25 protein-coding genes are annotated in these 23,445 nt (G+C 66.2%); 14 read left to right on the top strand and 11 right to left on the bottom strand.

Annotated features, from left to right (window positions below):
* Positions 1-13: 13 nt before the first annotated feature.
* The gene (locus tag AC1DNE_RS00990; RefSeq protein WP_476765060.1) at positions 14-1,675 is read right to left on the bottom strand and encodes a methyl-accepting chemotaxis protein; all 1,662 of its coding nucleotides are present in this window, start codon (positions 1,673-1,675) and stop codon (positions 14-16) included.
* A 197-nt stretch (positions 1,676-1,872) separates the two neighbouring features.
* On the opposite strand from AC1DNE_RS00990, the gene AC1DNE_RS00985 reads away from it, so the two are divergent.
* Both AC1DNE_RS00985 and AC1DNE_RS00980 read left to right on the top strand, forming a co-directional pair.
* On the top strand, positions 1,873-2,862 hold the full coding sequence (locus AC1DNE_RS00985; protein ID WP_476765059.1) for an alpha/beta hydrolase: 990 nt from the start codon (positions 1,873-1,875) through the stop codon (positions 2,860-2,862).
* Positions 2,863-2,884: 22 nt separating this feature from the next.
* Positions 2,885-3,739: an alpha/beta fold hydrolase gene (locus AC1DNE_RS00980; RefSeq protein ID WP_476765058.1), complete on the top strand. Its 855-nt coding sequence runs from the start codon at positions 2,885-2,887 to the stop codon at positions 3,737-3,739.
* A 15-nt stretch (positions 3,740-3,754) separates the two neighbouring features.
* Here the strand turns inward: AC1DNE_RS00980 and AC1DNE_RS00975 are convergent, their stop codons facing one another.
* On the bottom strand, positions 3,755-4,339 hold the full coding sequence (locus tag AC1DNE_RS00975) for an N-acetyltransferase family protein (protein WP_476765057.1): 585 nt from the start codon (positions 4,337-4,339) through the stop codon (positions 3,755-3,757).
* A 90-nt stretch (positions 4,340-4,429) separates the two neighbouring features.
* On the opposite strand from AC1DNE_RS00975, the gene AC1DNE_RS00970 reads away from it, so the two are divergent.
* A complete protein-coding gene (locus AC1DNE_RS00970) occupies positions 4,430-5,047 on the top strand; it encodes a LysE family translocator (protein ID WP_476840882.1) in 618 nt (205 codons plus the stop codon).
* An 18-nt stretch (positions 5,048-5,065) separates the two neighbouring features.
* On the opposite strand, the gene AC1DNE_RS00965 is transcribed toward AC1DNE_RS00970, so the two are convergent.
* Both AC1DNE_RS00965 and AC1DNE_RS00960 read right to left on the bottom strand, forming a co-directional pair.
* On the bottom strand, positions 5,066-5,761 hold the full coding sequence (locus AC1DNE_RS00965) for an SDR family oxidoreductase (RefSeq protein ID WP_441469838.1): 696 nt from the start codon (positions 5,759-5,761) through the stop codon (positions 5,066-5,068).
* Positions 5,762-5,795: 34 nt separating this feature from the next.
* Entirely contained in the window at positions 5,796-9,395 is a 3,600-nt protein-coding gene (locus AC1DNE_RS00960) for a hydantoinase B/oxoprolinase family protein (RefSeq protein ID WP_476840881.1), read from the bottom strand.
* Positions 9,396-9,618: 223 nt separating this feature from the next.
* On the opposite strand from AC1DNE_RS00960, the gene AC1DNE_RS00955 reads away from it, so the two are divergent.
* From AC1DNE_RS00955 to AC1DNE_RS00940, 4 genes are all read left to right on the top strand, one after another.
* Positions 9,619-10,167 carry a TRAP transporter small permease gene (locus AC1DNE_RS00955; RefSeq protein ID WP_476808593.1) on the top strand — a complete coding sequence of 183 codons (549 nt, stop codon included), beginning with the start codon at positions 9,619-9,621 and terminating at the stop codon, positions 10,165-10,167.
* Between the two features lie 2 nt (positions 10,168-10,169).
* On the top strand, positions 10,170-11,474 hold the full coding sequence (locus tag AC1DNE_RS00950; protein ID WP_441469841.1) for a TRAP transporter large permease: 1,305 nt from the start codon (positions 10,170-10,172) through the stop codon (positions 11,472-11,474).
* 42 nt (positions 11,475-11,516) lie between these two features.
* Positions 11,517-12,506: a TRAP transporter substrate-binding protein gene (locus tag AC1DNE_RS00945; RefSeq protein ID WP_476840880.1), complete on the top strand. Its 990-nt coding sequence runs from the start codon at positions 11,517-11,519 to the stop codon at positions 12,504-12,506.
* A gap of 146 nt (positions 12,507-12,652) precedes the next feature.
* Positions 12,653-13,177 (top strand): winged helix DNA-binding protein, encoded by a 525-nt coding sequence (locus tag AC1DNE_RS00940; RefSeq protein WP_441469843.1) that lies wholly within the window; start codon positions 12,653-12,655, stop codon positions 13,175-13,177.
* Here AC1DNE_RS00940 and AC1DNE_RS00935 read toward each other — a convergent pair whose 3' ends face one another.
* Both AC1DNE_RS00935 and AC1DNE_RS00930 read right to left on the bottom strand, forming a co-directional pair.
* Positions 13,178-13,735, bottom strand: coding sequence for an SRPBCC family protein (locus AC1DNE_RS00935; protein ID WP_476765051.1), 558 nt, complete (start codon positions 13,733-13,735; stop codon positions 13,178-13,180). It abuts the gene before it with no gap.
* Positions 13,732-14,055 carry an ArsR/SmtB family transcription factor gene (locus AC1DNE_RS00930; protein ID WP_476765050.1) on the bottom strand — a complete coding sequence of 108 codons (324 nt, stop codon included), beginning with the start codon at positions 14,053-14,055 and terminating at the stop codon, positions 13,732-13,734. Before AC1DNE_RS00930 ends, AC1DNE_RS00935 begins: the two co-directional genes overlap by 4 nt.
* 140 nt (positions 14,056-14,195) lie before the next feature.
* Here AC1DNE_RS00930 and AC1DNE_RS00925 point away from each other — a divergent pair, with 140 nt between their 5' ends.
* Positions 14,196-15,098, top strand: coding sequence for a DMT family transporter (locus AC1DNE_RS00925; RefSeq protein ID WP_476765049.1), 903 nt, complete (start codon positions 14,196-14,198; stop codon positions 15,096-15,098).
* A gap of 72 nt (positions 15,099-15,170) precedes the next feature.
* Here the strand turns inward: AC1DNE_RS00925 and AC1DNE_RS00920 are convergent, their stop codons facing one another.
* On the bottom strand, positions 15,171-15,806 hold the full coding sequence (locus tag AC1DNE_RS00920; protein WP_441469847.1) for a pyridoxamine 5'-phosphate oxidase family protein: 636 nt from the start codon (positions 15,804-15,806) through the stop codon (positions 15,171-15,173).
* Positions 15,807-15,959: 153 nt separating this feature from the next.
* Here AC1DNE_RS00920 and AC1DNE_RS00915 point away from each other — a divergent pair, with 153 nt between their 5' ends.
* From AC1DNE_RS00915 to AC1DNE_RS00900, 4 genes are all read left to right on the top strand, one after another.
* Positions 15,960-16,484, top strand: a complete 525-nt coding sequence (locus tag AC1DNE_RS00915) for a hypothetical protein (protein ID WP_441469848.1) — start codon at positions 15,960-15,962, stop codon at positions 16,482-16,484.
* A gap of 18 nt (positions 16,485-16,502) precedes the next feature.
* A complete protein-coding gene (locus tag AC1DNE_RS00910; RefSeq protein ID WP_441470035.1) occupies positions 16,503-17,165 on the top strand; it encodes a ribonuclease T2 family protein in 663 nt (220 codons plus the stop codon).
* Between the two features lie 64 nt (positions 17,166-17,229).
* Positions 17,230-18,081, top strand: coding sequence for a 23S rRNA (adenine(2030)-N(6))-methyltransferase RlmJ (locus AC1DNE_RS00905; RefSeq protein WP_441469849.1), 852 nt, complete (start codon positions 17,230-17,232; stop codon positions 18,079-18,081).
* 29 nt (positions 18,082-18,110) lie between these two features.
* Positions 18,111-18,713, top strand: a complete 603-nt coding sequence (locus tag AC1DNE_RS00900; RefSeq protein ID WP_441469850.1) for a glutathione S-transferase — start codon at positions 18,111-18,113, stop codon at positions 18,711-18,713.
* 179 nt (positions 18,714-18,892) lie between these two features.
* On the opposite strand, the gene AC1DNE_RS00895 is transcribed toward AC1DNE_RS00900, so the two are convergent.
* Positions 18,893-19,546, bottom strand: a complete 654-nt coding sequence (locus AC1DNE_RS00895; RefSeq protein ID WP_441469851.1) for an outer membrane protein — start codon at positions 19,544-19,546, stop codon at positions 18,893-18,895.
* 383 nt (positions 19,547-19,929) lie between these two features.
* On the opposite strand from AC1DNE_RS00895, the gene AC1DNE_RS00890 reads away from it, so the two are divergent.
* Together AC1DNE_RS00890 and AC1DNE_RS00885 are read left to right on the top strand one after the other, a co-directional pair.
* Positions 19,930-20,745 carry a glycosyltransferase family 2 protein gene (locus AC1DNE_RS00890; RefSeq protein WP_441469852.1) on the top strand — a complete coding sequence of 272 codons (816 nt, stop codon included), beginning with the start codon at positions 19,930-19,932 and terminating at the stop codon, positions 20,743-20,745.
* The gene (locus tag AC1DNE_RS00885; protein WP_441469853.1) at positions 20,738-21,484 is read left to right on the top strand and encodes an SDR family oxidoreductase; all 747 of its coding nucleotides are present in this window, start codon (positions 20,738-20,740) and stop codon (positions 21,482-21,484) included. Before AC1DNE_RS00890 ends, AC1DNE_RS00885 begins: the two co-directional genes overlap by 8 nt.
* Before the next feature lie 3 nt (positions 21,485-21,487).
* On the opposite strand, the gene AC1DNE_RS00880 is transcribed toward AC1DNE_RS00885, so the two are convergent.
* The 3 genes from AC1DNE_RS00880 to pgeF all read right to left on the bottom strand — a co-directional run bounded on the left by AC1DNE_RS00880 (position 21,488) and on the right by pgeF (position 23,433).
* The gene (locus AC1DNE_RS00880; RefSeq protein ID WP_441469854.1) at positions 21,488-22,117 is read right to left on the bottom strand and encodes a 2-hydroxychromene-2-carboxylate isomerase; all 630 of its coding nucleotides are present in this window, start codon (positions 22,115-22,117) and stop codon (positions 21,488-21,490) included.
* Positions 22,118-22,243: 126 nt separating this feature from the next.
* Positions 22,244-22,528: a hypothetical protein gene (locus tag AC1DNE_RS00875; RefSeq protein ID WP_441469855.1), complete on the bottom strand. Its 285-nt coding sequence runs from the start codon at positions 22,526-22,528 to the stop codon at positions 22,244-22,246.
* Positions 22,529-22,668: 140 nt separating this feature from the next.
* Positions 22,669-23,433: a peptidoglycan editing factor PgeF gene (gene pgeF, locus AC1DNE_RS00870; protein ID WP_441469856.1), complete on the bottom strand. Its 765-nt coding sequence runs from the start codon at positions 23,431-23,433 to the stop codon at positions 22,669-22,671.
* Positions 23,434-23,445: the final 12 nt, after the last annotated feature.

Below are 23,445 nucleotides of genomic sequence, written 5' to 3'. Positions count from 1 at the left end.
ATGCCGAAACCGATCAGGCCATGCGCAGGCGCCGCACGAAGGCTCCTGCCTCCACCTGAAGCGCATTGATCCGCCGATCGAGTTCGCCGGCGCTCTGAGCACCCATATCGGCCTGCCCCACGGTCTGCAGATTGGCCGTCGCGATCTCGGACATCGCAATGGCGGCCGTCGCAGTCACGTCCGAGATGCGTCCGACCGTCTCGCCGAGCGAGCCGAGAAGCTCGACATGCGATCCCACCATCGTGGCGATCTCGGTGCCGGTCTGCTCGACCGCGGCGACGCTCGCTCCGATGGCAGATACGGCTTGCGCCGCATGGGACAAGGCTTCGTCGGCCTGCGCGATGCGATGGACGATCCGCGCGGCGGCTTCCGACGCCTGGTTCGCCAGGGTCTTCACCTCGGCTGCGACGACGGCGAAGCCGCGTCCTTGCGCACCGGCGCGGGCCGCCTCGATCGTGGCGTTCAGCGCCAGCAGATTGGTCTGGCGCGCGACCGCCTCGATGATGCCGACGACATCGCGGATCTGCGCGGCGTTCTCCGTCAGACGCGAGACCAGAGCGTGGGTTCCTGCCGCTTCGCGGGTTGCGGCCGTGGCCATCTCGGAGACGCGCCTGACCTCGGCATTGATCTGGCCGATGACATGCTCCATCCGCAGCGCGGCCTCGGTCGAACGAATCGCCTCGACGCCGGCTCCATCGACGGAAGCGGCCGCCGTCTCCGTGCTCTTCGAGACCTGATGGACCCGCACCGCCGAATCCTGCAGCGCCATGCGCAGCACCTCGCTCTCCCGGCCGATCTCGCCGAGCAGCAGGCCGAGCCGTGCCTCGAACTCGTCCGCTATCCGGGCAAGCTCCGTGCTGCGCATCTGCGCGTGGCGTCGCGCATCGCCCGCCTCCGCCTCGCGTGTCACCAGCGTCGCCCTGACTTCGCTGAACTGGCGCACGACGCGGGCGAGCTCGCCGATCTCGTCGGCCCTCCCGCGATAGGGCACCTCGATGACCCGGTCCGAGGCCGCGGCTTCGCCGATCGCGGCCATAAGCCGTCGCAGCGGGCGCGTCAGATGGTTGCGGAGCAGGAGCCAAGTCACGAGACCGCCGCCGAGCGGCAGCAGGCAGGCAAACAGAATGGTCCGGAGGCGGACATTGCCTGCGCGCTCCTCGGCACGGACCGTCGCCTTGCTGGCCCGGCGCGCAAGCTCGTCACGCAAGGCCGATGTCGTCGTGATGATCTGATCGACATTGATGCGGGCATCGTCGGCTCCGGCCTCCAGAAGTGCCGCTTTCGCCGAAACCCGGCGGCCGATGTCGACGATGCCGCGCTGGAAAGCGATGAAGGTGCGGATCCTCGCGTCCAGGGTCGGGTTCGCTTCGCGCAAAGCGGCAGGCAAGGCCGAGATCAGATGCGCGCGGGCCGCATCGACAAGATCGACGGAGCCGTCGAGCCGCTCGAGCATGGCTTCGACCTGCTGCGTGGACATCTCGGGATCGACATTGCTCTGCAGCGCGGTGGCGGCGACTCGACTCGAGAGCAAGGAAGCGCTGCTGGCAAGGCCTATATCGGCAAAGGCCGCAGCATCGATGCGCCGGGCCTCGTCGAAACCGCTCAACGCACTGAAGAGGCCGAGCGCTCCGGCGAGGCTCAGCAACGCGAAGAACGCCATGATCTTCGCCGTCAATCCCAATCGCCTCATGGTCGTCACTACCTCATAGCCGGGGCTCCTTTCGCAGATGCGAACGAACGCAAGGTTAATGCGGATCGACATACCAAAACAAAATCAATATTTTAGCCGATTACATAACGGCACTGACCGCGGCATTCCGTGTCGGCTCCCGCGCCATTGCTCGCGGAGAAGAGGCAGCCTAGCTTCGCGACATGAGACCTCGCGCCACCCGGATTCTCCTGCTCTGCCTCGGCCTTGTTCTGGCTGGCTATGCAGCCTTCGTCCTTTCGCCCTGGCCTTCGACCCTGCTGACGCGGCTTGCCTTCGGCTACGGCGCATCGAAGACCGATGCCGCCCTCGCCAAGCATGTTCCGGCCGATATCCGCGAGCTGCTCGATATCCGCTACGGCGCCGCGGAAGAGGCACGGCTCGATGTCTACCTTCCGCGAGGCGATGCCACGCCGGGGCGACCGACCCTCGTCTGGATCCATGGCGGCGCCTTCGTCGCCGGCGACCGCAAGGATGTCGCGCCCTATCTCAAGCTTCTCGCCGGGCGCGGATTTCCTGCCGTCGCGGTGGGCTACACGCGCGCACCGACAGCCCGCTATCCCGAGCCGGTTCTGCAGGTGAACGAAGCGCTCGGCTTCCTGCAACGCGAAGGCCAGCGCCTCGGCCTCGACCCCAGCCGGGTCGTGCTTGCCGGCGACTCGGCCGGTGCCCATATCGCAGCGCAACTCGCAGCAGGGCTGACCGGCAAGGACTATGCCGAACTGCTCGGCCTGAAGCCGGCCATAGACCCGGCAAACCTGCGAGGCACCGTCCTGTTCTGCGGCGCCTTCGACCCGACGTCGTTCGAGCTGACCGGCCCCTTCGGCGGCTTCATCCGCTCCGTGCTCCTGGCCTATTTCGGTACGTCGAACCCCTTCGACAGCGAACGCATCACCGAAGCGGCGGTGCCTCGCTATGTGACGGAGGCCTTTCCCCGCAGCTTCATTTCAGTCGGCAACGGCGATCCGCTGGCGCCGCAATCCGTGGTGATGGCCCAGGCGCTGCGTGACCACGGCGTCAAGGTCGACACGCTGTTCTTCCCGCCCGAGACCGAGCCGAAGTTGCCGCACGAGTACCAGTTCGACCTCGATCGACCGGAAGGCAGGCTGGCGCTCGACCGGCTGACGACCTTTCTGGCCGGGCTCGGCGGCTGACCGGCCATTGGAGCTATAGACCATGCGCGTCGAGGTGAATGGCGTCCGCCTCTATGTCGACGTCGAAGGAGCGGGCCTGGTTCCGGACGGGCCGCGGATGCGCGAGAAGCCGACGCTCCTGCTCCTGCACGGCGGCCCGGGCGGGGACCACAGCATCTACAAGCCAGGCTTTTCGGCGCTGCGCGACATCTGCCAGATCGTCTACTACGACCATCGCGGCTGCGGCCGCAGCGATGACGGGCCGCGCGAGCACTGGACGCTCGCGCAATGGGGCGATGATGTGAAGGGCCTCTGCGATGCGCTCGGTATCAATAGACCTCTTGTGCTCGGGACTTCCTTCGGTGGCTTCGTGGCCCAGGCCTATGCGACCCGTCATCCCGACCATGCTGGAAAGCTGATCTTGGTGAGCACGGCAGCCAAGGTCGATTTCGAGGAGATTTACGCAGCCTTCGAGCAGTTCGGAGGCAGAGAAGCGGCTGCGGCGGCCCGGAACTACTGGTCGGCACCCTCCGATGCGACGCGCGCGGTCTATCGAGAAATCTGCTTGCCGTTCTATTCGACCCGCAAAAAGGCACGCGACAGGCGCTGGCTGAGCCGCGCGATCATCCGCAACGATACCGGGGAGCATTTCAACGGTCCGGGCAACGAGCACGGCCGCTTCGACTTCCGGGAGGCGCTTGGCCGCGTTTCCTGCCCGGTCCTCGTCATGGCCGGAGACAAGGACCCGGTCACGCCGATCGCCTTCAGCGAAACGATCGCGGCCAGCCTCCCACCCGGGCAGGTCCGCTTCCTGCGCTTCGCCGATTGCGGCCACGGCGTGGTCACCGACGATCGCGAAGGCGCCTTCCAGGAAATCCGGGACTTCATCCTCGGCTGAAGCGAAGCCGCCCCGTCACAGCACCAGCCAGAGCAAAGGCCGCCCCGGCTTCTGCCGGGCCACCTCGACGAAGCCGGCGCGTCGGAGCACGCTTTCCGGTCCGACATAGAGCCCGTCGGCGCTGCGCTTCTCCCGGTTGTCCATGGCCGCGGCCTCGATCAGCCGCGCACCACTCTCCCGCGCGAAATCGATTGCGCCCTCGATCAACGCGCCGGTGACGCCCTGCCCGCGAAATCCGCGCCTGACGAAAAAGCAGGAAGCCGCCCAATTGCTGATGTCCTCGGCCGGCGCGTCAGCCAGCGGCGTCGAGGCGCGGCGCGGATTGTTCCACTCGGGGATATCGGCCCGCGGCCCCACCTGCAGCCAGCCAACGGCCTTGTCGTCGGCATAGGCCAGCACGCCCGGCGGCGGCCCCTGCTTCACCCGCTCCTCGAACAATCGGCGCGCCCCCTCGCCGAGCAGCGGCTTGCGCAGGCGCTGCGGCATGCGGAAATGGTTGCACCAGCAGCCATAGCAAGGCCCTTGCGGCCCGAAGAGATCCGCCAGATCGCCCCAGCGCTCGGTCGTCAGCGGAAGCACGGCAAAGCCATTCCGGCCCATCACAACCTCTCCTTCGGCGGCCATCCGAGACCGCTGGACAAGGAGCGGACATCGGCAGATCACTAGGCGACACAGCCGGAGACCCGCGCCATGTCGCTCGAAGTCTATGCCGCCTATCTGCTCGCCTGCATCGTCATCATCATCGTGCCCGGGCCGACGGTCACGCTGATCGTCGCCAACAGCCTGAAGCACGGTACCCGCGCCGGCCTCCTCAATGTGGCAGGAACGCAGGCTGGGCTCGCGATCATGGTCGTGGTCGCCGGCATCGGGCTGAGTTCGGTCATCGCCGCGCTCGGCCACTGGTTCGAGTGGCTGCGACTGGCCGGAGCCGCCTATCTGATCTGGCTGGGCTGGAAGATGTTTCGCTCGGCGGGCTCCGGTCTCGACGGTGGCGCGCCGGCGAAGCCGCCGCGCGGCGGCTTCTTCCTGCAGGGCGCGCTCGTAGCTCTCAGCAATCCAAAGACGCTCCTGTTCTTCGGCGCCTTCTTCCCCCAGTTCCTCGATCCGGCACGCGACCACGCCACCCAGATCGCGATCATGGGCACGACCGCACTGGCCTTCGCCGCGCTCAGCGACGGCGCCTATGCGCTGCTGTCCGGGCGCGCCGGCCATCTGCTCTCGCAGCGGCGCGTCCGGCTCCTGTCGAAGATCAGCGGTGGGTTTCTGGTCGGCGGCGGGCTCTGGCTCGCCTCGACGCGGGCGAGTTGAGCCACCGACCAACCGCGATCACCAGGCGATCTTTTCGCCCTTGTAGTCGCGGAAGCTGTTGGTTTCGGCCATGCCGGAGACGTCGATGGTGCGGATCAGCCCGCCGGCACTCTGAGCCGGGGTGATGTCGGCACCGCCGCCGCCCATGTCGGTCTGGACCCAGCCGGGATGGAACAGCATCACGCTGACATTGCGCTCGCGCACGCTGTTGCCGAACACGACCATCGCCATGTTCACCGCCGACTTCGACGAGCGGTAGATCAGCGCATTTCCGGGGTTGGCGCCGATCGAGCCCATGCGGCTGGAAATCGTCGCGATCTTGCGCCCCTGCCCAGCCTCGACATTCGGCAGGAAGGCCTGCGCCACCCTGATGGGTGCGTAGACATTGACCTCGAAGACCTCCCGCCAGGCATCGAAATCGACGTCGAGGCCCGTTTGCCGGTCGCGCGGGCCATAGAGGCCGGCATTGTTGAGCAGCACGTCGATGGCGCGACCGGCCAGCGCATTCTTGGCCGCGGCGACGCTCGCATCGGAGGTAACGTCGAGTTCGAGCGGCGTTACCGCTCCGGGATGCGCGGCGGCGAGTTCGCCGAGCGCCCCGCCCCAAGGTTCGCGCGCCGCGGCGATGACATGGTCGCCCCGGCGCAGCAATTCGATGGTGAGCGCGAGACCGATGCCGCGATTGGCACCGGTGATCATCCAGGTCTGGGGCATGTCCGTCTCCATGGTAGAGGGACGGACCTAAGCCTCAGTCCTTCGCTTTTCCATAGCCGCCCGCCGTCGGCGTGATCACGGTCACCGCCTCGCCGGCCTGAAGCAGCGTCTGGTCGGAGGGCTTCAGCTCCTCGACTTGCCCGGAAAGCCGGCGCACCAGCGTCCTGCCGAGCTGGCCGGGCTCGCCGCCCTTGACGCCGAAGGGCCGCACCCTGCGGTGCGAGGCGAGGATCGCGCAGTCCATTGTCTTGAGGAAGCGGATGGTGCGGCTGGTGCCGTCGCCCGCTGTCCATTCGCCCTTGCCGCCCGAGCCGAGGCGGATATGGAAATCCTCCAGCACGACCGGAAAGCGCGTCTCCAGAATTTCCGGGTCGGTCAACCGCGAATTGGTCATGTGGACGTGCACGCCCGAGGTGCCGTTGAAGCCCGGCCCGGCCGGCGAGCCCGAGCAGATCGTCTCGTAATACTGGTACTGGTCGTTGCCGAAGGTGAGGTTGTTCATCGTGCCCTGCGAGCAGGACATCGCCTGAAGCGCGCCGAACAGCGTGTTCGTCACTGCCTGCGACACCTCGACATTTCCGGCCACGACGGCCGCCGGATAGCGCGGCGCCAGCATCGAGCCTTCGGGCACGACGATCCTGATCGGCCGCAGGCACCCGGCATTCATCGGGATGGCGTCGTCGACCATGACGCGGAAGACGTAGAGCACCGCGGCGCGCGTCACCGGCGCCGGCGCGTTGAAATTGTCCGGCCGCTGCTCCGAGGTGCCGGTGAAATCGACCGTCGCCTCGCGCTTTTCGCGGTCGATGGTGATCTTGACCTTGATCGCGCAGCCCTGGTCCATCGGATAGGTGAACTCGGCATCGTGAAGCTTGGTCAAAAGCCGCGCCACGCTCTCGGCCGCATTGTCCTGGACGTGGCCCATATAGGCCTGCACCACGTCGAGACCGAAGGAGCCGATCATCTTGCGCAGCTCAGCCACGCCCTTCTCGTTGGCGGCGATCTGCGCCTTCAGGTCGTTGACGTTCTGCACGACGTTGCGCACCGGATAGCGCGCGCCGGTCAACAGCTTGATCAGTTCCTCCTCGCAGAAGCGGCCCCGATCGACGATCTTGAAGTTGTCGATATAGACGCCCTCTTCCTCGATATTCGTCGCCAGCGGCGACATCGAGCCCGGCGCCGTGCCGCCGACATCGGCGTGATGGCCGCGGCTCGCCACCCAGAACAGGATGTCCCTGTCCTGCGCATCGAAGACCGGCGTGCAGACCGTGATATCCGGCAGATGCGTGCCGCCATTATAGGGCGCGTTGAGGCAGTAGACATCGCCCGGCCGGATCACCGGGTTGTTCGAGATGACCGTCTCGACCGAACGGTCCATCGACCCCAGATGCACCGGCATATGCGGGGCATTGGCGACGAGCGCGCCGGTCTGGTCGAAGACGGCGCAGGAGAAGTCGAGCCGCTCCTTGATGTTCACCGAATAGGCGGTGTTCTGCAGCGTCACGCCCATCTGCTCGGCGATCGACATGAACAGGTTGTTGAAGATCTCGAGCATCACCGGATCGGCCTTGGTGCCGATCGCCGCCTGCTGGACCAGCGCCTTCACGCGGACGAGAACGAGATGGTCCTTGGCCGTGAGCTTCGCGCTCCAGCCCTCCTCGACGACGACGGTCTGGTTCGGCTCGATGATGATCGCGGGGCCGGCAACGCTCTGGCCAGGCAGCATCGCCTGGCGCCGGACGATCGCCGCATCGTGCCATTCGCCCTTGGCGAAGAAGCGCGTGCGCTCGGCAACCGCCGGCTCGCCCGCCTGCTCCGAAGCGGCAGCTTCCTCGAACTTGGCGCCGCCGCCGACGGCCTCGACCTCGACGGCCTCGACGACCAGCGCCTTGGTCTCGTCCATGAAGCCGAACCGCGCCTTGTGCGCCGTCTGGAAGGCCTCCTGCATCGCAGCGCGCATGCCGGCAGGTACGGCGATGGCCGTGTCGGTGCCGGCATAACGGATATGGGCTCTGGTATGGATGGCGATGTCGCCCTCCGCCACGCCCTGCCCCGCGACTTCCGCGCGGGTCTCGGCTCCGAGCTTCTCGGCCACAGCCTCGATCGCCGCCTTGGCTTCGCCGTCGAGCGGGACATCGAGCGCCGCGGTGCGTGTCGAGCGGATTTCCGCGAGCCCCATGCCATAGGCCGAAAGCAGGCCGGAGAAGGGATGCAGCAGCACCGTCTTGATGCCCAGCGCATCGGCCACCAGGCAGGCGTGCTGACCACCGGCGCCGCCGAAGGAGTTCAGCGCGTAGCGGGTGATGTCATAGCCACGCTGAACCGAGATCTTCTTGATCGCCTCGGCCATATTGGCGACGGCGATCTGGATGAAGCCGTCCGCAACCTCTTCCGGAGAGCGGCCGTCGCCGACCTCCTTCGCCAGCGCCGCGAATTTCGCCCGCACTGTCTCCACATCGAGCGGCTGATCCTGCTTCGGCCCGAAGATCGCCGGGAAATAGGACGGAATCAGCTTGCCGACCATCACGTTCGCGTCGGTCACCGCGAGCGGGCCGCCACGGCGATAGGCAGCCGGGCCGGGATTGGCGCCGGCAGAATCCGGGCCGACGCGGAAGCGCGCGCCGTCATAATGGAGGATCGATCCGCCACCCGCAGCGACCGTATGGATCAGCATCATCGGCGCGCGCATCCGTACGCCCGCAACCTCGGTCTCGAAGGCGCGCTCATATTCGCCGTCGAAATGGGCGACGTCGGTCGAGGTCCCGCCCATGTCGAAGCCGATCACCTTGTCGAACCCGGCCGAGCGGCCGGTCTCGGCGAGGCCGACGACGCCGCCGGCAGGGCCCGACAGGATGGCATCCTTGCCCTGGAACAGCTCGGCGGCGGTCAGCCCGCCCGAGGACATCATGAACATCAGCCGGGCGCCGGTGCGGGCAACGTCGAGCTCCTCCGAAACCTGCTGCACATAGCGGCCGAGGATCGGCGAGAGATAGGCGTCGACCACGGCGGTGTCGCCGCGCCCGACCAGCTTCACCAGCGGCGAGACCTCGTGGCTCACCGAGACCTGCGGGAAGCCGATATCGCGGGCGATGCGGGCCGCGACCTGCTCATGCGCCGAGTAGCGATAGCCATGCATGAAGACGATGGCGACGGCGTGGAAACCGGCATCGTACTGCGCCTGCAGCGCGCTGCGGATCGCCGCCTCGTCGGGCGCGCGCTCGACGGTGCCGTCGGCCAGCACGCGCTCCTCGATCTCGACGACGTCGTCGTAGAGCTGCTCGGGCTTGACGATCTCCTTGGCGAAGATGTCGGGCCGCGCCTGGTAGCCGATGCGCAGCGCGTCGCGGAAGCCCTTGGTGGTGACGAGCAGCGTGCGGTCGCCCTTGCGTTCGAGCAGCGCGTTGGTGGCGACGGTGGTGCCCATGCGCACCTCGCCGACGGCGCCGACCGGAATCGCCTCGCCCGCCTTCAGGCCGAGCAGATCGCGGATGCCCTGCACGGCCGCGTCACGATAGGCGCCGGGATTCTCCGAGAGCAGCTTTCTGGCATGGAGATTGCCAGCCGGATCGCGCCCGATCACGTCGGTGAAGGTGCCGCCGCGATCGATCCAGAAGTCCCAACAGGCTGCCGACATAAGACGTTCTCCCCTCCGCCGCGCCAGCTTCGTACTACGCTGACGTTTCATCGATAAATCGTCGATGAGTTATTGACAAGGCGATTCCGCCGGCTACGATCCCAATTGTGGCTGGAACATGGCTGAGGGGCCGGGCCGGCACGAAAGCGGAGGATGTGACGATGCGAGCAACCCTGGCAACCGGGCGCGCACGCGCCATCGACCTGCGGGAGCGGCGCGCGCCATGATCCGCCGCACGCTCGATACGCTCTATCTCCTGGCCGGGTATCTCGCCGGCTTCTTCCTCGTAGCGATCTTCGTGCTGATGATGCTGCTATCGGTCGGCCGCGAGATCAACCTCAACGTCCCGTCGGGTGACGACTTCACCGGCTGGTCGCTCGTCGCCATGGCCTTCCTCGGCCTCGCCCACACTTTCAAGAAGGGCGAGATGATCCGGGTGGGCCTGCTGCTGGAGCGCCTGCACGGCCCCGCCCGCCGCATCGCCGAACTGGCCTCGCTCACTATCGCAGCAGCCTTCCTCGCCTATTTCACCTGGCAGGCAGGGCGGCTCGCCTATGACTCCTGGCAGTTCTTCGACATGTCGACCGGCGTGATCTCGGTCCCGCTCTGGATTCCACAGCTTGGCATGGTCGCCGGGTTGGCGATCCTGCTTCTCGCAGTCGTCGAGGAGTGGGTCATCGTCGCGCGTGGCGGCAAACCGACCTACGAACCCGCGCCGCCGAAGACGACGGAGGAACTGATCGAGCGCGTCGCGCAAGGCGGAGGCGTCTGACGATGAGCCTGCCGCTTCTCTCCATTGTCCTGCTCGGCTTTCTCGTCCTTATCCTCGCCAGCGGCGTGTGGATCGCCGTGGGCCTCGGCCTCGTCGGCCTGCTCGCGATGCTGCTCGTCACCGACATCCCGATCGGGCAGGTGCTGGCGACGACGGTCTGGAGCGCTTCGGCCTCCTGGACGCTGGCGGCGCTGCCGCTCTTCATCTGGATGGGCGAGATCCTGTTCCGCACGCGGCTTTCCGCGCAGATGTTCCAGGGACTCTCCCCTTGGCTGCAATGGCTGCCCGGCCGCCTCGTCCATACCAACATCGTCGGCTGCGGCATCTTTGCTGCCGTCTCGGGTTCTTCGGCTGCGACCTGCGCCACCATCGGCAAGATCGCCTTGCCGGAACTGAAGAAGCGCGGCTACGACGAAGGCATCAGCATCGGCACGCTCGCTGGCTCGGGCACGCTCGGCCTGCTGATCCCGCCTTCGATCCCCATGGTGGTCTACGCCGTCACGGCCAACGTGTCGGTGCTGCAGGTCTTCCTCGGCGGCTTCCTGCCCGGTGCTCTCGTGATGGCGCTCTACATGGGCTACGTCATGATCTGGTCCTGGCTGAATCCGGGCAAGATTCCCCCCCGCGATCCGCCGATGCCGTTCCTGGCGAAAGTGCGCCAGTCGGCCAATCTCGCGCCCTGCCTGCTGCTGATCGCTGCTGTCTTCCTGTCCCTTGTGCTCGGTTTTGCCACCGCCACCGAATGCGCCGCCTGGGGCGTGACCGGCGCTCTCGTCCTCGCCTGGTGGAGCGGCACACTGACCTGGCAGACCTTCTTCGAAAGCGTGATGAGCGCGACGCGCCTCACCTGCATGATCATGCTGATCCTGGCCGGCGCGGCCTTCTGCACGGCGGCGATGGCCTATACCGGCATTCCGGCCGCGCTGGCGGAGTGGGTCAAGGGCCAGTCGCTCTCGCCGCATATGCTCGTGCTGGCGCTGACCTGCATGTACATCATCCTGGGCTGCCTGATCGACGGCATCTCGATGATCGTGCTGACCGCCGTCATCGTCCTGCCGATGGTCAAGGAGGCAGGTTTCGATCTCGTCTGGTTCGGGGTCTACCTCGTGATCCATGTCGAGATGGCGCAGATCACCCCGCCGGTCGGCTTCAATCTGTTCGTACTGCAGAACATGAGCGGCAAGGACACGATGACGATTGCGAAGGCGGCATTTCCGTTCTTCATTCTGCTGAACATCGCAGTCATCATCATCACGACCTTCCCGCAGATTGTGCTCTATTTGCCGAAGCTCGCCTTCCCGGACTGATCCTCGGCACAAACCATCACAAGCAAGAAGAGAGGGAATGACATGATCAACCGCAGACACATGACCGCCGCGGCCTTAGCCTTCGGGGTCAGCGCGCTCGCCTTCGCCATGCCGGCCTCTGCGCAGACTAAGTGGAACCTGCCCAACGCCTATCCGTCAGACAACCCCCACACCGAGAACCTCGCCCTCTTCGCCAAGGACGTCGAATCGGCGACGGGTGGCAAGCTCCAGATCACGGTCCATGCCAACGCCTCGCTGTTCAAGGCACCGGAAATCAAGCGCGCCGTCGCGTCCGGCCAGGCCCAGATGGGCGAAGTTCTGATGTCGCTGCATGAGAACGAGGACCCGGTCTACGGCATCGACGTCGTGCCCTTCCTGGCCACCAGCTTCGCCGACTCGCGCAAGCTCTACGCGGCCTCCAAGGCCGCGATCGAGAAGAAGCTCGATTCACAGGGCATCAAGCTGCTCTTCATGGTCCCCTGGGCGCCGCAGGGCGTCTACGCGAAGAAGGACATCAACAGCGTCGAGGACATGAAGGGCCTGAAGTGGCGCTCCTACAATGTCGGCACCGCCCGCCTCGGCGAGATGCTCGGCATGCAGGCGGTGACGATCCAGGCGGCAGAGCTGCCGCAGGCGCTGGCGACCGGCGTGGTCAACTCCTTCATGTCGTCGGGCGGCACCGGCTACGACTCGAAAGTCTGGGAGTCGCTGACGCATTTCTACGACGTTCAGGCCTGGATCCCTAAGGACGCCACCTTCGTCAACAAGGCCGCCTTCAACGCGCTCGACAAGGCGACGCAGGACGCGATCCTCAAGGCAGCCGCCACCGCAGAGGAGCGCGGCTGGAAGATGTGGGAGGATAAGGCCGGCTGGTATCTCGACCAGTTGAAGAGCAAGGGCATGAAGGTGCAGGCCCCCTCGCCCGAGCTCGCGAGCGGCTTCAAGAAGGCCGGCGACACGCTGACCACTGACTGGCTGAAGAAGGCCGGTGCCGACGGTCAGTCGATCATCGACGCCTACAAGAAGATGTGAGGGTCATCCCGCCCGAGCGCGGGAACCACAACCGAAACCCCTCTCCCATCGAAGTCGGCGGTTGCCGGCTTCGACACTTAAAGGTGTTGATCTCGGGCAAGCCCGAGATCAATGAGGGTCCCCCGCGCATTATCCGGGTTGCAAGCATGCCCTCTGCCCCTGCCGACGACCTCGGCCCGATCGTCTCTTCCGGCCATCTCGCATCCGGAGCCCTGCCGGCGCTCTCGGAATTCGAGTTCGCCATGAACATGACGGTCCATGCCTTCCAGCGCTGGATGATCCGCTGCATGGCGGCGGCCGGCGTTCCCGATCTATCGCCACTCGACGTGCTGGTGCTGCACAACGTCAATCACCGCGGCAAGCCGAAGCGGCTCGCCGATGTCTGCCTCGTCCTCAACATCGAGGACACGCATTTGGTGAACTATTCGATGAAGAAGCTCGAACGGCTGAAGCTGTTGAAGGCCGGCCGCAAGGGCAAGGAAAAGACCGTCGAGGTCACGCCCGCCGGCGAGGAGGCCTGCCGGCGCTATGCCCAGATCCGCGAGCAGCTTCTGGTCAAGTCCGTGCGCGCAACCGGCGCCGATCCCGCGCGGCTGTCGGAGATCGCCGCAGCGATGCGCTCTCTGTCGGGCCAGTACGACCAGGCGGCGCGGGCGGCGGCGAGTTTGTAGTCAGGCCGCGCCACCCGGCTCCGGCAGGCCGGCATAGCGTTGGGCATACTCCGCTTCGAGCTTCGCATGCCGCGACCAGAACCCGCGCCGCGGACTGCCGCTGAGCAAATCCTCCAGCAGGCCGAGATGCATGTGCCAGCCGCCGGAAACGCTGGTCATCTCCGCCTTGCTGGGGAGCTTGCGATGCGTCACCACCAGCAGGACCTTGTCGCCTTTCGGGCTCAGCGCGAACTCGACCTCGGATTCCGCCTCGCTGCCACCACCCCAGGTGAAGGCGATGATCCGCGGCGGCTCGCAGCGCGTGATCGCGCCGGTCGCGCGCACGCCGTTCTCGTGCACCTCGCGGTAGGCCGCCGGCGGCGCCTCGTCCGTGATTTCAGAGTGCTTGAACAGGAGCTCGGCCCGCCCACCGACACGTAGGTCGAACGGCCCCGATGCCAGCCACCGGCCGCGCTTGTCCGATTCGGTGATGTAAGACCAGACGCGCTCGACCGGCCCCGGCAGCAGGCGCTCGAAGCGCACGGCTCCGCTTTCCAGCACGACACCATATTCGCTCATCGCGTGTCTCCCTCGCCCGTGTCGGGCTTTGCGAGTTCCTGTTCCAGCAGATCGAGATGGCGACCCCAGAAACGCCGCACCCGGCGCAGCCAGGCGTCGAAGGCGTCGAGCCCGGCCGGATCGAGCCGGTAGATTCGCTGCTGGCCGCGGACCTCGACCGTCACCAGCCCGGCCTCCCGCAACACCTTGAGATGCTGCGAAATCGCAGGAGGACTCGCGCTGAAGCGCGCGCCGATCTCCCCGGCCGGCAATGCACCTTCCGCCAGCAGCTCGACGATGCTGCGGCGGGTCGGGTCGGCAAGGGCGGCAAAGCGGTCCATGCCGAAAATGATTCCGCCATCACTTAATTAAGTCAACACTTAAATTTCTGACACGCGGCTGCTATGCTGCGACGCAGGATTGCCTCCGGCCGCAGAGTCGGCCAGTGCTGGCACGCCTTTTGAGAACCGACGACCCGGACATGACCTCCCGCAACGCCTCGCTCGCCGGCATCGCCATGATGCTCCTCGGCATCCTGCTGTTTTCGCTCAACGACGTGATGGGCAAATGGCTGGTCGCCACCTACACGGTCGGGCAGGTTTTGGTGATGCGCAGCCTGGTCGCGCTCGTCGTCATCATGCCCTTCGTCTTCAAGCAGGGCGTGCAGCGGACCTTGAGGCCGGAACGCCCCGGCCTGCAGGCGCTGCGCGTGCTCTTCGGCTCCGCCGAGGTGGCGTTGTTCTATCTCGCCGTCAGCTATCTGCCGCTCGCGGACACCATGACGATCTGGCTCGCCGCGCCGGTCTGGGTCGTCATCCTCGCGGCATTGCTGCTGGGAGAGCGCGTCGATGGCTGGCGCTGGCTCGCCGTCGCTCTCGGCTTTGTCGGTGTCGCCGTCGCGCTCAATCCTAGCGGCGCGAGCCTGTCGATGCCGGCGCTGATCGCCGTCGTCGGCAGCTTCTTCTTCGCCGCGATGATGATCGCCGGCCGGCAGTTGCGTGGCACGCCGGACGTGACGCTGGTCACCTGGCAGACGCTCGGCGCGCTGCTGATGGGTCTGGCGCTGCTACCCTTCGGCTGGGTGACGCTGAGCCTCAAGGACGCGGCCTTGCTCGGCCTCCTCGGCATCGTCGCCATGACCGCGCATATCTGCGTCACCCGCTCGCTCAAGCTCGCCGAAGCCTCGGTCGTCGTTCCCTATCAGTACACGCTGATCGTCTGGGCGCTGGTTTTCGGCTGGTTCATCTTCGGCGACTGGCCGACGCCGGCAATGCTGTGCGGCGCGGCGCTGATCGTCGCCGCGGGCCTCGTCCTGCTCATCCTCGAACGCCGGGCCGCCCCGGCGCCATCAGTGCTTGAAGCGACGGGAGCCGGCGCTCCCTGATGCCCGCGGACTGACGACAGCCGGCAGGATAAGGGCTTGCCGGAAGCCCCGTTTCGACTCGGTCCGCGCCCCTCAGTAAAGGCGCGTACGATAGCCTTCCTCGAGATTGCGATCGGCCTCGTCGCCATCGACGGCCTTGGTCTGGTCGGCGATGATGCGGCCGAGCGTCGGGAAGCTGTGACGCGGCACCTGCGAGGCCGGATCCCACAGCTTCGAGCGGATCAGCGCCTTGCCGCAGTGAAAATAGGCCTCCTCGACCTCGACGATGAGGCCGGTGACCGGCGCACGCTCCAGCATGGCGGACGGCGCCAGCAAATCGGCATCGCGCGTCGCCCGTCCCTTGCCGTTCACCCGCAGCGTCTCCGGGATGCCGGGCACCATGAAGACGAGGCCGACGCCGGGCGCAGACATGACGTTGCCGAGGGAATCGACCCGGTTGTTGCCGCGCCTGTCGGGGATCAGCAGGGTCTTGTCGTCGAGCACGCGCACGAAGCCGGGCGCGTCTCCGCGCGGGCTCGCATCGGCGTTGCCCTGCGCATCGCAGCTGGCCAGCACCAGGAACGGCGAAAGCGCGATGAAATCGCGGCAGAACCGGTCGAGCCTGCTCAGTACCTTGCCCGTCGCCAGCGGATGGACCGGGCCGATATGGCTGCGCAGGGCATCGGCATCCGCGATGCGCGCGGCCGGGTCATCGAAGCAATTCGTCATGGCGTCTCCCCTATCGACGGACAATCTGTCCGAAGCCGGCGAAGCGCACCAGCTCGGCATCCGACGAGACGCCCCGACGGGTTCGCATGACGGCGCGACTGTGACCGTAAAGACCCCACGGCCCTCCGCAGCGGCAACGAGAAGCATCTTTTCTTGACCCTCGCCCGCGGCATCGCCATCGTGCCGTCTAGCTTTGCCCTCCTGAAGAGGCCTGATTCCATGCGCCGCGCCCTGCTGCGAACCGCCCTCGTCTCTCTCGCTTGCCTGACGGCCTTTGCCGCCGGCGCGACCGGCCGCCGCTACGTCTACCCCTCCGACCGGGCGGAGGAGCGCATTATTCCCTATTCCGGCAACGTTCCCGCCTGCGAGGATCCTGCCGTGCTGGACGAGCTGACGAGCTGGTTCAACTCCCGCGAAGCGAAATTCTGGGGCCCGCTTCGCGCCGTGAGCTATGACCGCATCGGGCAGATCGGCTTTCGCTCCTGGGGCGATGACTTCATTCCGCGCCGCTTCTGCACCGGCCGCATCTTGCTCAACGATGGCAACTTCCACCGCGTCGATTACTCCGTACGCGAGCGTCTCGGCCTCTTCGGATGGACCTGGAACGTCAACTGGTGCGTCAGCGGCCTCGACCGCAACCGGGCCTACGCGCCCGACTGCCAGATGGCGCGCCCCTAACGCGCAGAGCGTGCCATGATGAAGCGCCTCGCACTCGCGGCCCTGTCGCTGCTTTGCCTCGGCGCTGCCGCATCCGCGCAGGGCTTCGGCTCGCGCGGCGGCACGCCGGGCGATTTCGATTTCTATGTCCTGGCCCTGTCCTGGTCGCCGGGCTTCTGCGAGCTCGATGGTGACCGCACCCGCAACCGTGAGCAGTGCGGCGAAAGCAGCGGTCTTCGCTTCGTGGTCCACGGCCTCTGGCCGCAGAACGAGCGTGGCTATCCGAGCGATTGCGGGCCCGCCGGCCGTTCGCCCTCGCGGATCGCGCTGGGCGAGGCCGATGGCTTGTTTCCCAGCGAGAGCCTCGCCCGCTACGAGTGGCGCAAACACGGCACCTGCAGCGGATCAAGCCCGAGTGAGTACTTCCGCGATGTCCGGCGCGCGCGCGACAAGGTGACGATCCCGCCGGTTCTCGCCAAGGCCGATCGCGACCAGAGCTGGACGGCGATCGATCTCGAACGCGCCTTCGTCGCCGCCAATCCCGGCCTGCGCACGGATATGATGTCCGTCGCCTGCAAGCGCGGCGTGCTGCAGGAAGTCCGAATCTGCCTGAGCAAGGACCTCCGCGAGTTTCGCAGTTGCCAGCAGGTCGATCGCTCCGGTTGCCGCGCCCGCGAATTCACTGTCGTCGCGCCGCGCTGAAAGCGGCTGTCATGATGGCCTTTGCCGCTTTCAGGCGCGGGCCGCATGATCTACGAACGCAGCCATGAACTACCGCCACGGCTTCCATGCCGGAAACTTCGCCGATGTGCTCAAGCATGTCGTTCTCACCCGCATCCTGCTGCATCTCGCTGCCAAGCCGGCGCCCTATCGCATCATCGACACCCATGCCGGCAGCGGACGCTACGATCTGGGCTCCGAGGAAGCGCTCCGGACGCATGAGTGGAAGGATGGCGTGGCGCGGGTCGACCAGTCGCCGCTCGCCCCTGCGGTCGAGGAACTGCTCGCCCCCTATCGCGCCGCGCTTGCCGGCATCCGCACGCTTTACGGCCCCGGAGCCTATCCGGGCTCGCCCTGGTTTTGCCGCCACGTCATGCGGCCGGACGATCGACTGATCGCGGCCGAGCGGCATCCGCCGACCTATCAGAAGCTCGTCGAGGCGATCGGTCGCGACAAGCGCTGCAAGGCCCTGGCGATCGATGGCTGGACGGCCTTGAGGGCCAATGTTCCGCCCAAGGAGCGCCGCGGCCTCGTCCTGATCGACCCGCCTTTCGAGCAGAAGGACGAGTTCGCGACTCTCGCCGACCAGTTCATCGCAGCCCATCGCAAATGGCCGACCGGCATCTATGCACTCTGGTATCCGGTCAAGGACCTGCGGGCGGTGGAGGGCATGATGGACGCGATCACCGATGCCGGAATCACCCGGCTCTTGCGCCTCGAGATCGCGGTCGATCGCCCCGAGGCAGCCGGTGGACTCGGTGCGACAGGCCTGTTGATCGCCAACCCGCCATGGCTGCTCGCCAAGGAAGCGGAAATCCTGCTGCCGGCCCTGACCGAGCGGCTCGCGCAGGGGCCGCGACCGCGCTATCTCTGCGAAGCGATCCGGCCCGACGGCTGATCGCCTGCTCTCCCCGAAGGAACCCGTCGATGCTCGTCCTGCGCTCCTCCCCCGCCTCGCCCTTCGGCCGCAAGGTCAAGCTGGCGGCTCTCGAACTCGGGCTGATGGACCGCATCGAGATCGTCGCGGCCGACACGACCGATCCATCTGATCCGCTGCGCCAGCAGAACCCGCTCGGAAAGATTCCGACGCTGATTCTGGAGGACGGCACGACGCTGTTCGATTCGCGCGTCATCCTCGACTATCTCGACCATATCTCTGGCGGCAGGCTCATCCCCAGCGGCCAGGAGCGTTTCCTGCAGCTCCGTCTGCAAGCACTTGCCGACGGCATCGCCGACGCGGCCCTGCTCCAGGTCTATGAAGGCCGCTTCCGCCCGGAAGAAGGGCGCAACCCGAACTGGCTGTCCCACCAGGAAGGCAAGGTGGCGCGCGGCCTCGCCGCGCTGGAGGCAGAGCCGCCCGCCTTCCCGGATCGCCCGCGCATCGGCGAAATCGCGCTGGCCTGCGCACTCGGCTATCTGGATCTGCGCTTCGAGGGAAAATGGCGCGCCGCTCATCCCAAGCTCGTCGCCTGGCTCGACGATTTCGCGGCCCGCGTCCCGGCCTTCGAGACAACACGCTTCAAAGGCTGAACAGTTCGAATAAAGCGCCACATCGGCCATGCCGATGTCTTGATCATTCTGGGCCGCCGGCAGTCAAAAGCTGCCGGCGTTTTTATTGCCGAAGCCTAGCGGAGTATTCCGTCAAGCCGAGGCAACAAAAAACCCGGTGGCCAAGGCCACCGGGTCTCTCAAATCCGACGTGGGTCGGATCAGAACTTGTAGCTGAGGCGAGCGCGGACGACCGAGAAGTCGGTGCCGACCTTGCCGGTGCCAGCAAGCGTGGTGAGGTTCTTGTCGCCGAGGTCGACGTAGAGGTACTCGACGCCAGCGATGATGTTGTTGGTGATGGCGTACTCGAGACCGCCACCGAGGGCCCAGCCGCCGGTGTGGGTGCGATCGGAGGAGAAGCCGATGCCCGGGATCGAGGTCTTCACGTTGCCGTAGGCCCAACCACCGGTGATGTAGGGCATGAACCGGTCGAAGGCGACGCCGAGGCGAGCACGGACGGTGCCGAAGTACTCGGTCTTGACGCTGGCGCCGAAGAAGTTGCCGCCGGAGCTGAGGTCAGCACCCTGGATGTCAGCTTCCGCGCCGACCACGAACTGGCCGATCTGGTAGTTGTAGCCAACCTGACCACCGCCGACGAAACCGTCGAGGTTGCCGATGTTGTTGAAGCCGTTGCTGTTCACGTTGCCCCAGCCGTAGCCGGCGTTGGCACCGACGTAGAAGCCGGTCCAGGTGAAGACCGGAACGTAAACCGGAGCAGCAACCGGGCCCTTGCGGGACGGCAGGTCAGCAGCAGAGGCGGCGCCAGCGGCGACGATGCCGAGCGCGGCAACGCTCGCAAGCAGAAACTTCTTCATGATAAACTCCTTAGTCGTCGCAAGCGCCGGACGAACCGGCAGGTGATTTCGATGGACCCGTTATAGGACAGGGCAACGGCTTTGTCTGTTGCATCGGAAGCACAACTGCCGTGCAGACCACGGCAGAAATGCGGCACGAATGCGATGACTGCACGCAAATAGGTAAAGCCAGGTTAACCACGCTCCCCGCAACAGCCATGCCAAATCGAATACTAATAATGCGCTAACCCTGCTCGATAACCGGAACGGGTCCGGGCGACGAACGCAGGCCGCAGTCTAAGGTTCCGCAATTTCAACGAGATCGGGCCGGAGCTTCCGGCACTAAACTTGCCGCACCGGACCGGACATGCTTAAGCCTTGAAATCTCAAGAAGTGACGGAACCGTGCCTCCTCTCTCGATTTTCATCATCGCGCTGAACGAAGTGGACCGGATCGGGCGCACCATCGAGGCCGCCCGGGCGCTCAGCGACGACATCGTACTGGTCGACTCGGGCTCGACCGATGGGACCCAGGCCCTGGCAGAATCGCTCGGCGCCCGTGTGATCTTCAATCCATGGCCGGGCTACGGCCAGCAGAAGCGCTTCGCGGAAGAGCAGTGCCGCCACGATTGGCTCCTCAACGTCGATGCCGACGAAGTGCTGCCGCCCGATCTCGTCGCCGAGATCGCCGCGCTTTTTGCCAGCGGGCCGCCGCCGGCCGACGCCTACAAGATTCGCATCGCCGAGATCTTCCCTGGAGAGAAGGCGCCGCATCGCTTCGCCTACGCGCTCGCGCCCGTGCGGCTCTATCGCAAAAGCTGGGGCCGCTATTCGCTTTCGCCCGTGCACGACCGCGTCGATCTGCTGCCCGGCACCAAGGTCGGGCGGCTGAAGGGGACGATCCATCACTTCTCCGTCCGTTCGCTCGGCGAGCAGATGGAAAAACTCAATGCCTATAGCGATGCCCAGGCTGATGATCTCGACGCCCGCGGCGAGACGCTCTCGGCATTCAGGCTCTTGGCTGAATTTCCCGCCAATTTCGTCAAGGCCTATATCGGCCGTCGCCATGCGCTGCGCGGCGTCTACGGTTTCATGACCGCCATGAACTACGCATTCTACCGCTATCTGCGCGCAGCCAAGCACTGGGAGCGCCGGCTGCAGCGGCGCTCTTCCGTCAAGGGCACGGTGACGCCCGGCGACCGGCCCTCCTCTGATGACTGAGGTCGCGCTGGTCACGGGCGGTGCGAGGCGAATCGGCCGCGCGATCGTCACGCGACTGGCGCAAGCCGGCTACGCCGTCGCGATCCACCATGGGGACAGTCGCGATGAGGCCGAAGCCCTGGCCGCGGAGCTGCGCGGCGCGGGCGCGGTCTGCTGCACCCTCGCAGCCGATCTGGCCGACGCGCAGGCCGTGTCTGCCCTGTTCCCGGCAGCAGAGCAGGCGCTGGGGCCGGTGACGCTGCTGGTCAACAGCGCCGCGAGCTTCGTCGACGACGACGTCCGCTCGCTCGACGTCGCAGCCTGGGATCGCCAGTTCGCTGTCAATCTGCGCGCGCCCTCGCTGCTGATCGGAGCGCTGGCGACGCATTTGCCGGAGCAGGCGAGCGGTGCGGTCGTCAATATCGTCGACCAGCGCGTCTGGAAGCTCACGCCGCAATATTATTCGTACACGCTGACCAAGGCCGCCCTGCTCACCGCGACCCGGACACTGGCGCAGGCGCTCGCTCCACGGATTCGTGTCAACGCGGTCGGCCCCGGCCCGACCTTTCCCAACGCCTATGACGGCGCTGCGCTGATGGAGCAGGAGGCCGCGGCGACCTTGCTCGGCCACAAGGTCTCTCCGGATGAGATCGCCGAGGCCGTACTCTATCTCGCGAGAGCGCGCTCGGTCACCGGCCAGATGATTGCCGTCGATGCCGGCCAGCATCTCGGCTGGCGTACGCCCGACATCGTCGGCTGATTCTCAGGCACCATCGTCGGGCCGATAGGGAGCACGCCCGCTCGCCAGCGCCGAGTCGAGCAGTTCGAGCCGGTCCTGCCCCCAGAACAACTCGCCATCGAGCACATAGCTCGGCGCCCCGAAGACGCCGGCCTCAACGGCCTGGCCCAGCGCGGCCTCGTAGCGTTGCCTGATCGGCGGACTATCGGCAGCCGCAACCAGAGCCGGCCCATCGAGCCCAGCCCGATCCGCGCAAGCCAGAACTGCCTCAGCCCGGCGCATGTCTTCGTCGCGTGCCCAGACACCCGCCATCACATCGCTGATGAAGGCAAAGGGATCGCCGCCATCCGCCAGAATCGCGATCGTCATCCGGTCGGCCTGGGAAGGATCGAAAGGAAAATGCTGCGGCTGCAGAACGAGCGGCAGGCCGCGCCGCTCGCGCCAGCGCTGAAGATCGACAAGCCTGTAGCGTTGCCGCACGGGGTGCCGTTTCGGCAGGGGCAATCCGCCCGTTTCGTCGAAAACCGAGCGCAGTGGTATCGGCCGGTAATCGACGGTGCAGCCATGCCGGCGCGCGATGTCATGGAAGGCCGCGTTGCCGAGATAGGTCCAAGGCGAATGCAGCGAGAAGTAATAGGTGATCGAACGGGACAAGGCGGCCTCCAAGGCTTCTTCCGGGCGCAGCATCCCTGCACCTCGTGTCGCTCGCAAGGCCGCGCCCCTGCAGAAAACGCAGCCCGGCTCCGCAGGAAGCCGGGCTGCCGGTTTCGTTGGCCTTGCTCAGGCTGCCCTGTTCTTCAGCGCGCCGATGATCGCGGTCAGGATGGCGCCGCCGGCACCTCCGGCGATCAGGTTGGTCAGGACGCCGCCGACGCTGAGATTGCCGCCCTGTGCCGCCGCGCTGATCGCCGGCAGCAAGAGCGGGACGAGTTGGCCGAGTACGCCGCCGCCGACCAGCCCGGAAATCGTGTTGCCCAATGTCCCGAGATCGAAGCTGGGACTGGTCTTGCCGGCCGCATTCCCGCCGATCGCACCGGCGACTAGGTTCATCAGGATCTGTTCCATCTCGGCCCCCGCATGAAATGCATCGCCCGAAGAACGCCTCTGAGCCGGCGAAGCGATGCATTCCGACCAGCCTGGAGCGACGATGACTCCGCTCGCAGGCCGCGACAAGCGCGATGACCGTTCCGTCGACCGTTTCCTGCTCAGTCGAGCACGATCGCCGAGATCAAGCGCCCGTAATCGGGCTCGCCGCGATGGGTGGTGCGCCGATAGCTGAAGAAATGCTTCTCGTCGCCATATGTGCACAGGCCCATATCGACGAAACGGCCAATTCCCGCCTCCTGTGCCTTGAGCATGATGAAGGCCGGCAGATCGAACAGCGCATGGGCCGGCCGCTCGGACGGTGTGAAGAAGCGAGCATAGGTCCGGTTCTCTGCCTTGAAGCGCTCGATGAATTCCGGCCCCACCTCATAGGCCTTGGCGCTGATGGTTGGCCCGAGCACGGCCGTGACGCGCTCGCGCCGGGCGCCGAGCTTCTCCATCGCAGTCACGGTCGCACCGACGATGCCGCTGAAGGCCCCCTTCCAGCCGGCATGGGCGGCACCGACGACCCGCGCCTCGCTGTCGGCGAAGAGGATCGGCCCGCAATCGGCAGTGCTGACGCCGAGCGCGACATGCGATGCGGTCGTGACCATCGCATCGGCCTTCGGCCGCTCCCCAGGCCACGGGCCGGTGACGACCTCCACATCGGCAGAATGCACCTGATAGAGGCTGACGAGGTGTGTCGGCTCGACCGCGAGGTGCTGCGCCATCCGCATCCGGTTCTCGGCGATCGCGGCCGGATCGTCGGAGGAGCCCATACCGCCGTTCAAGGAAGCGTAGATGCCGGTCGAGACGCCGCCTTCGCGGGTGAAGAAAGCGTGGCGGATGCCGGGCTCTCCGGCGAGTTCGCGGGCGGTGATGAACATGGCTCGAGTCCG

The sequence above is a fragment of the Allobosea sp. 05L423 genome (genome assembly GCF_056397745.1).
Note: the sequence above shows the minus strand (reverse complement) of the source record. Positions and strands in the feature narration are given on the sequence as shown.

Coding starts and splice junctions, on each gene's coding strand:
- AC1DNE_RS00985 (WP_476765059.1), top strand. CDS start 1,873: ATGAGACCTCGCGCCACCCGGATTCTCCTGCTCTGCCTCGGCCTTGTT.
- AC1DNE_RS00980 (WP_476765058.1), top strand. CDS start 2,885: ATGCGCGTCGAGGTGAATGGCGTCCGCCTCTATGTCGACGTCGAAGGA.
- AC1DNE_RS00975 (WP_476765057.1), bottom strand. CDS start 4,339: ATGGGCCGGAATGGCTTTGCCGTGCTTCCGCTGACGACCGAGCGCTGG.
- AC1DNE_RS00970 (WP_476840882.1), top strand. CDS start 4,430: ATGTCGCTCGAAGTCTATGCCGCCTATCTGCTCGCCTGCATCGTCATC.
- AC1DNE_RS00965 (WP_441469838.1), bottom strand. CDS start 5,761: ATGCCCCAGACCTGGATGATCACCGGTGCCAATCGCGGCATCGGTCTC.
- AC1DNE_RS00960 (WP_476840881.1), bottom strand. CDS start 9,395: ATGTCGGCAGCCTGTTGGGACTTCTGGATCGATCGCGGCGGCACCTTC.
- AC1DNE_RS00955 (WP_476808593.1), top strand. CDS start 9,619: ATGATCCGCCGCACGCTCGATACGCTCTATCTCCTGGCCGGGTATCTC.
- AC1DNE_RS00950 (WP_441469841.1), top strand. CDS start 10,170: ATGAGCCTGCCGCTTCTCTCCATTGTCCTGCTCGGCTTTCTCGTCCTT.
- AC1DNE_RS00945 (WP_476840880.1), top strand. CDS start 11,517: ATGATCAACCGCAGACACATGACCGCCGCGGCCTTAGCCTTCGGGGTC.
- AC1DNE_RS00940 (WP_441469843.1), top strand. CDS start 12,653: ATGCCCTCTGCCCCTGCCGACGACCTCGGCCCGATCGTCTCTTCCGGC.
- AC1DNE_RS00935 (WP_476765051.1), bottom strand. CDS start 13,735: ATGAGCGAATATGGTGTCGTGCTGGAAAGCGGAGCCGTGCGCTTCGAG.
- AC1DNE_RS00930 (WP_476765050.1), bottom strand. CDS start 14,055: ATGGACCGCTTTGCCGCCCTTGCCGACCCGACCCGCCGCAGCATCGTC.
- AC1DNE_RS00925 (WP_476765049.1), top strand. CDS start 14,196: ATGACCTCCCGCAACGCCTCGCTCGCCGGCATCGCCATGATGCTCCTC.
- AC1DNE_RS00920 (WP_441469847.1), bottom strand. CDS start 15,806: ATGACGAATTGCTTCGATGACCCGGCCGCGCGCATCGCGGATGCCGAT.
- AC1DNE_RS00910 (WP_441470035.1), top strand. CDS start 16,503: ATGAAGCGCCTCGCACTCGCGGCCCTGTCGCTGCTTTGCCTCGGCGCT.
- AC1DNE_RS00905 (WP_441469849.1), top strand. CDS start 17,230: ATGAACTACCGCCACGGCTTCCATGCCGGAAACTTCGCCGATGTGCTC.
- AC1DNE_RS00900 (WP_441469850.1), top strand. CDS start 18,111: ATGCTCGTCCTGCGCTCCTCCCCCGCCTCGCCCTTCGGCCGCAAGGTC.
- AC1DNE_RS00895 (WP_441469851.1), bottom strand. CDS start 19,546: ATGAAGAAGTTTCTGCTTGCGAGCGTTGCCGCGCTCGGCATCGTCGCC.
- AC1DNE_RS00885 (WP_441469853.1), top strand. CDS start 20,738: ATGACTGAGGTCGCGCTGGTCACGGGCGGTGCGAGGCGAATCGGCCGC.
- AC1DNE_RS00875 (WP_441469855.1), bottom strand. CDS start 22,528: ATGGAACAGATCCTGATGAACCTAGTCGCCGGTGCGATCGGCGGGAAT.
- pgeF (WP_441469856.1), bottom strand. CDS start 23,433: ATGTTCATCACCGCCCGCGAACTCGCCGGAGAGCCCGGCATCCGCCAC.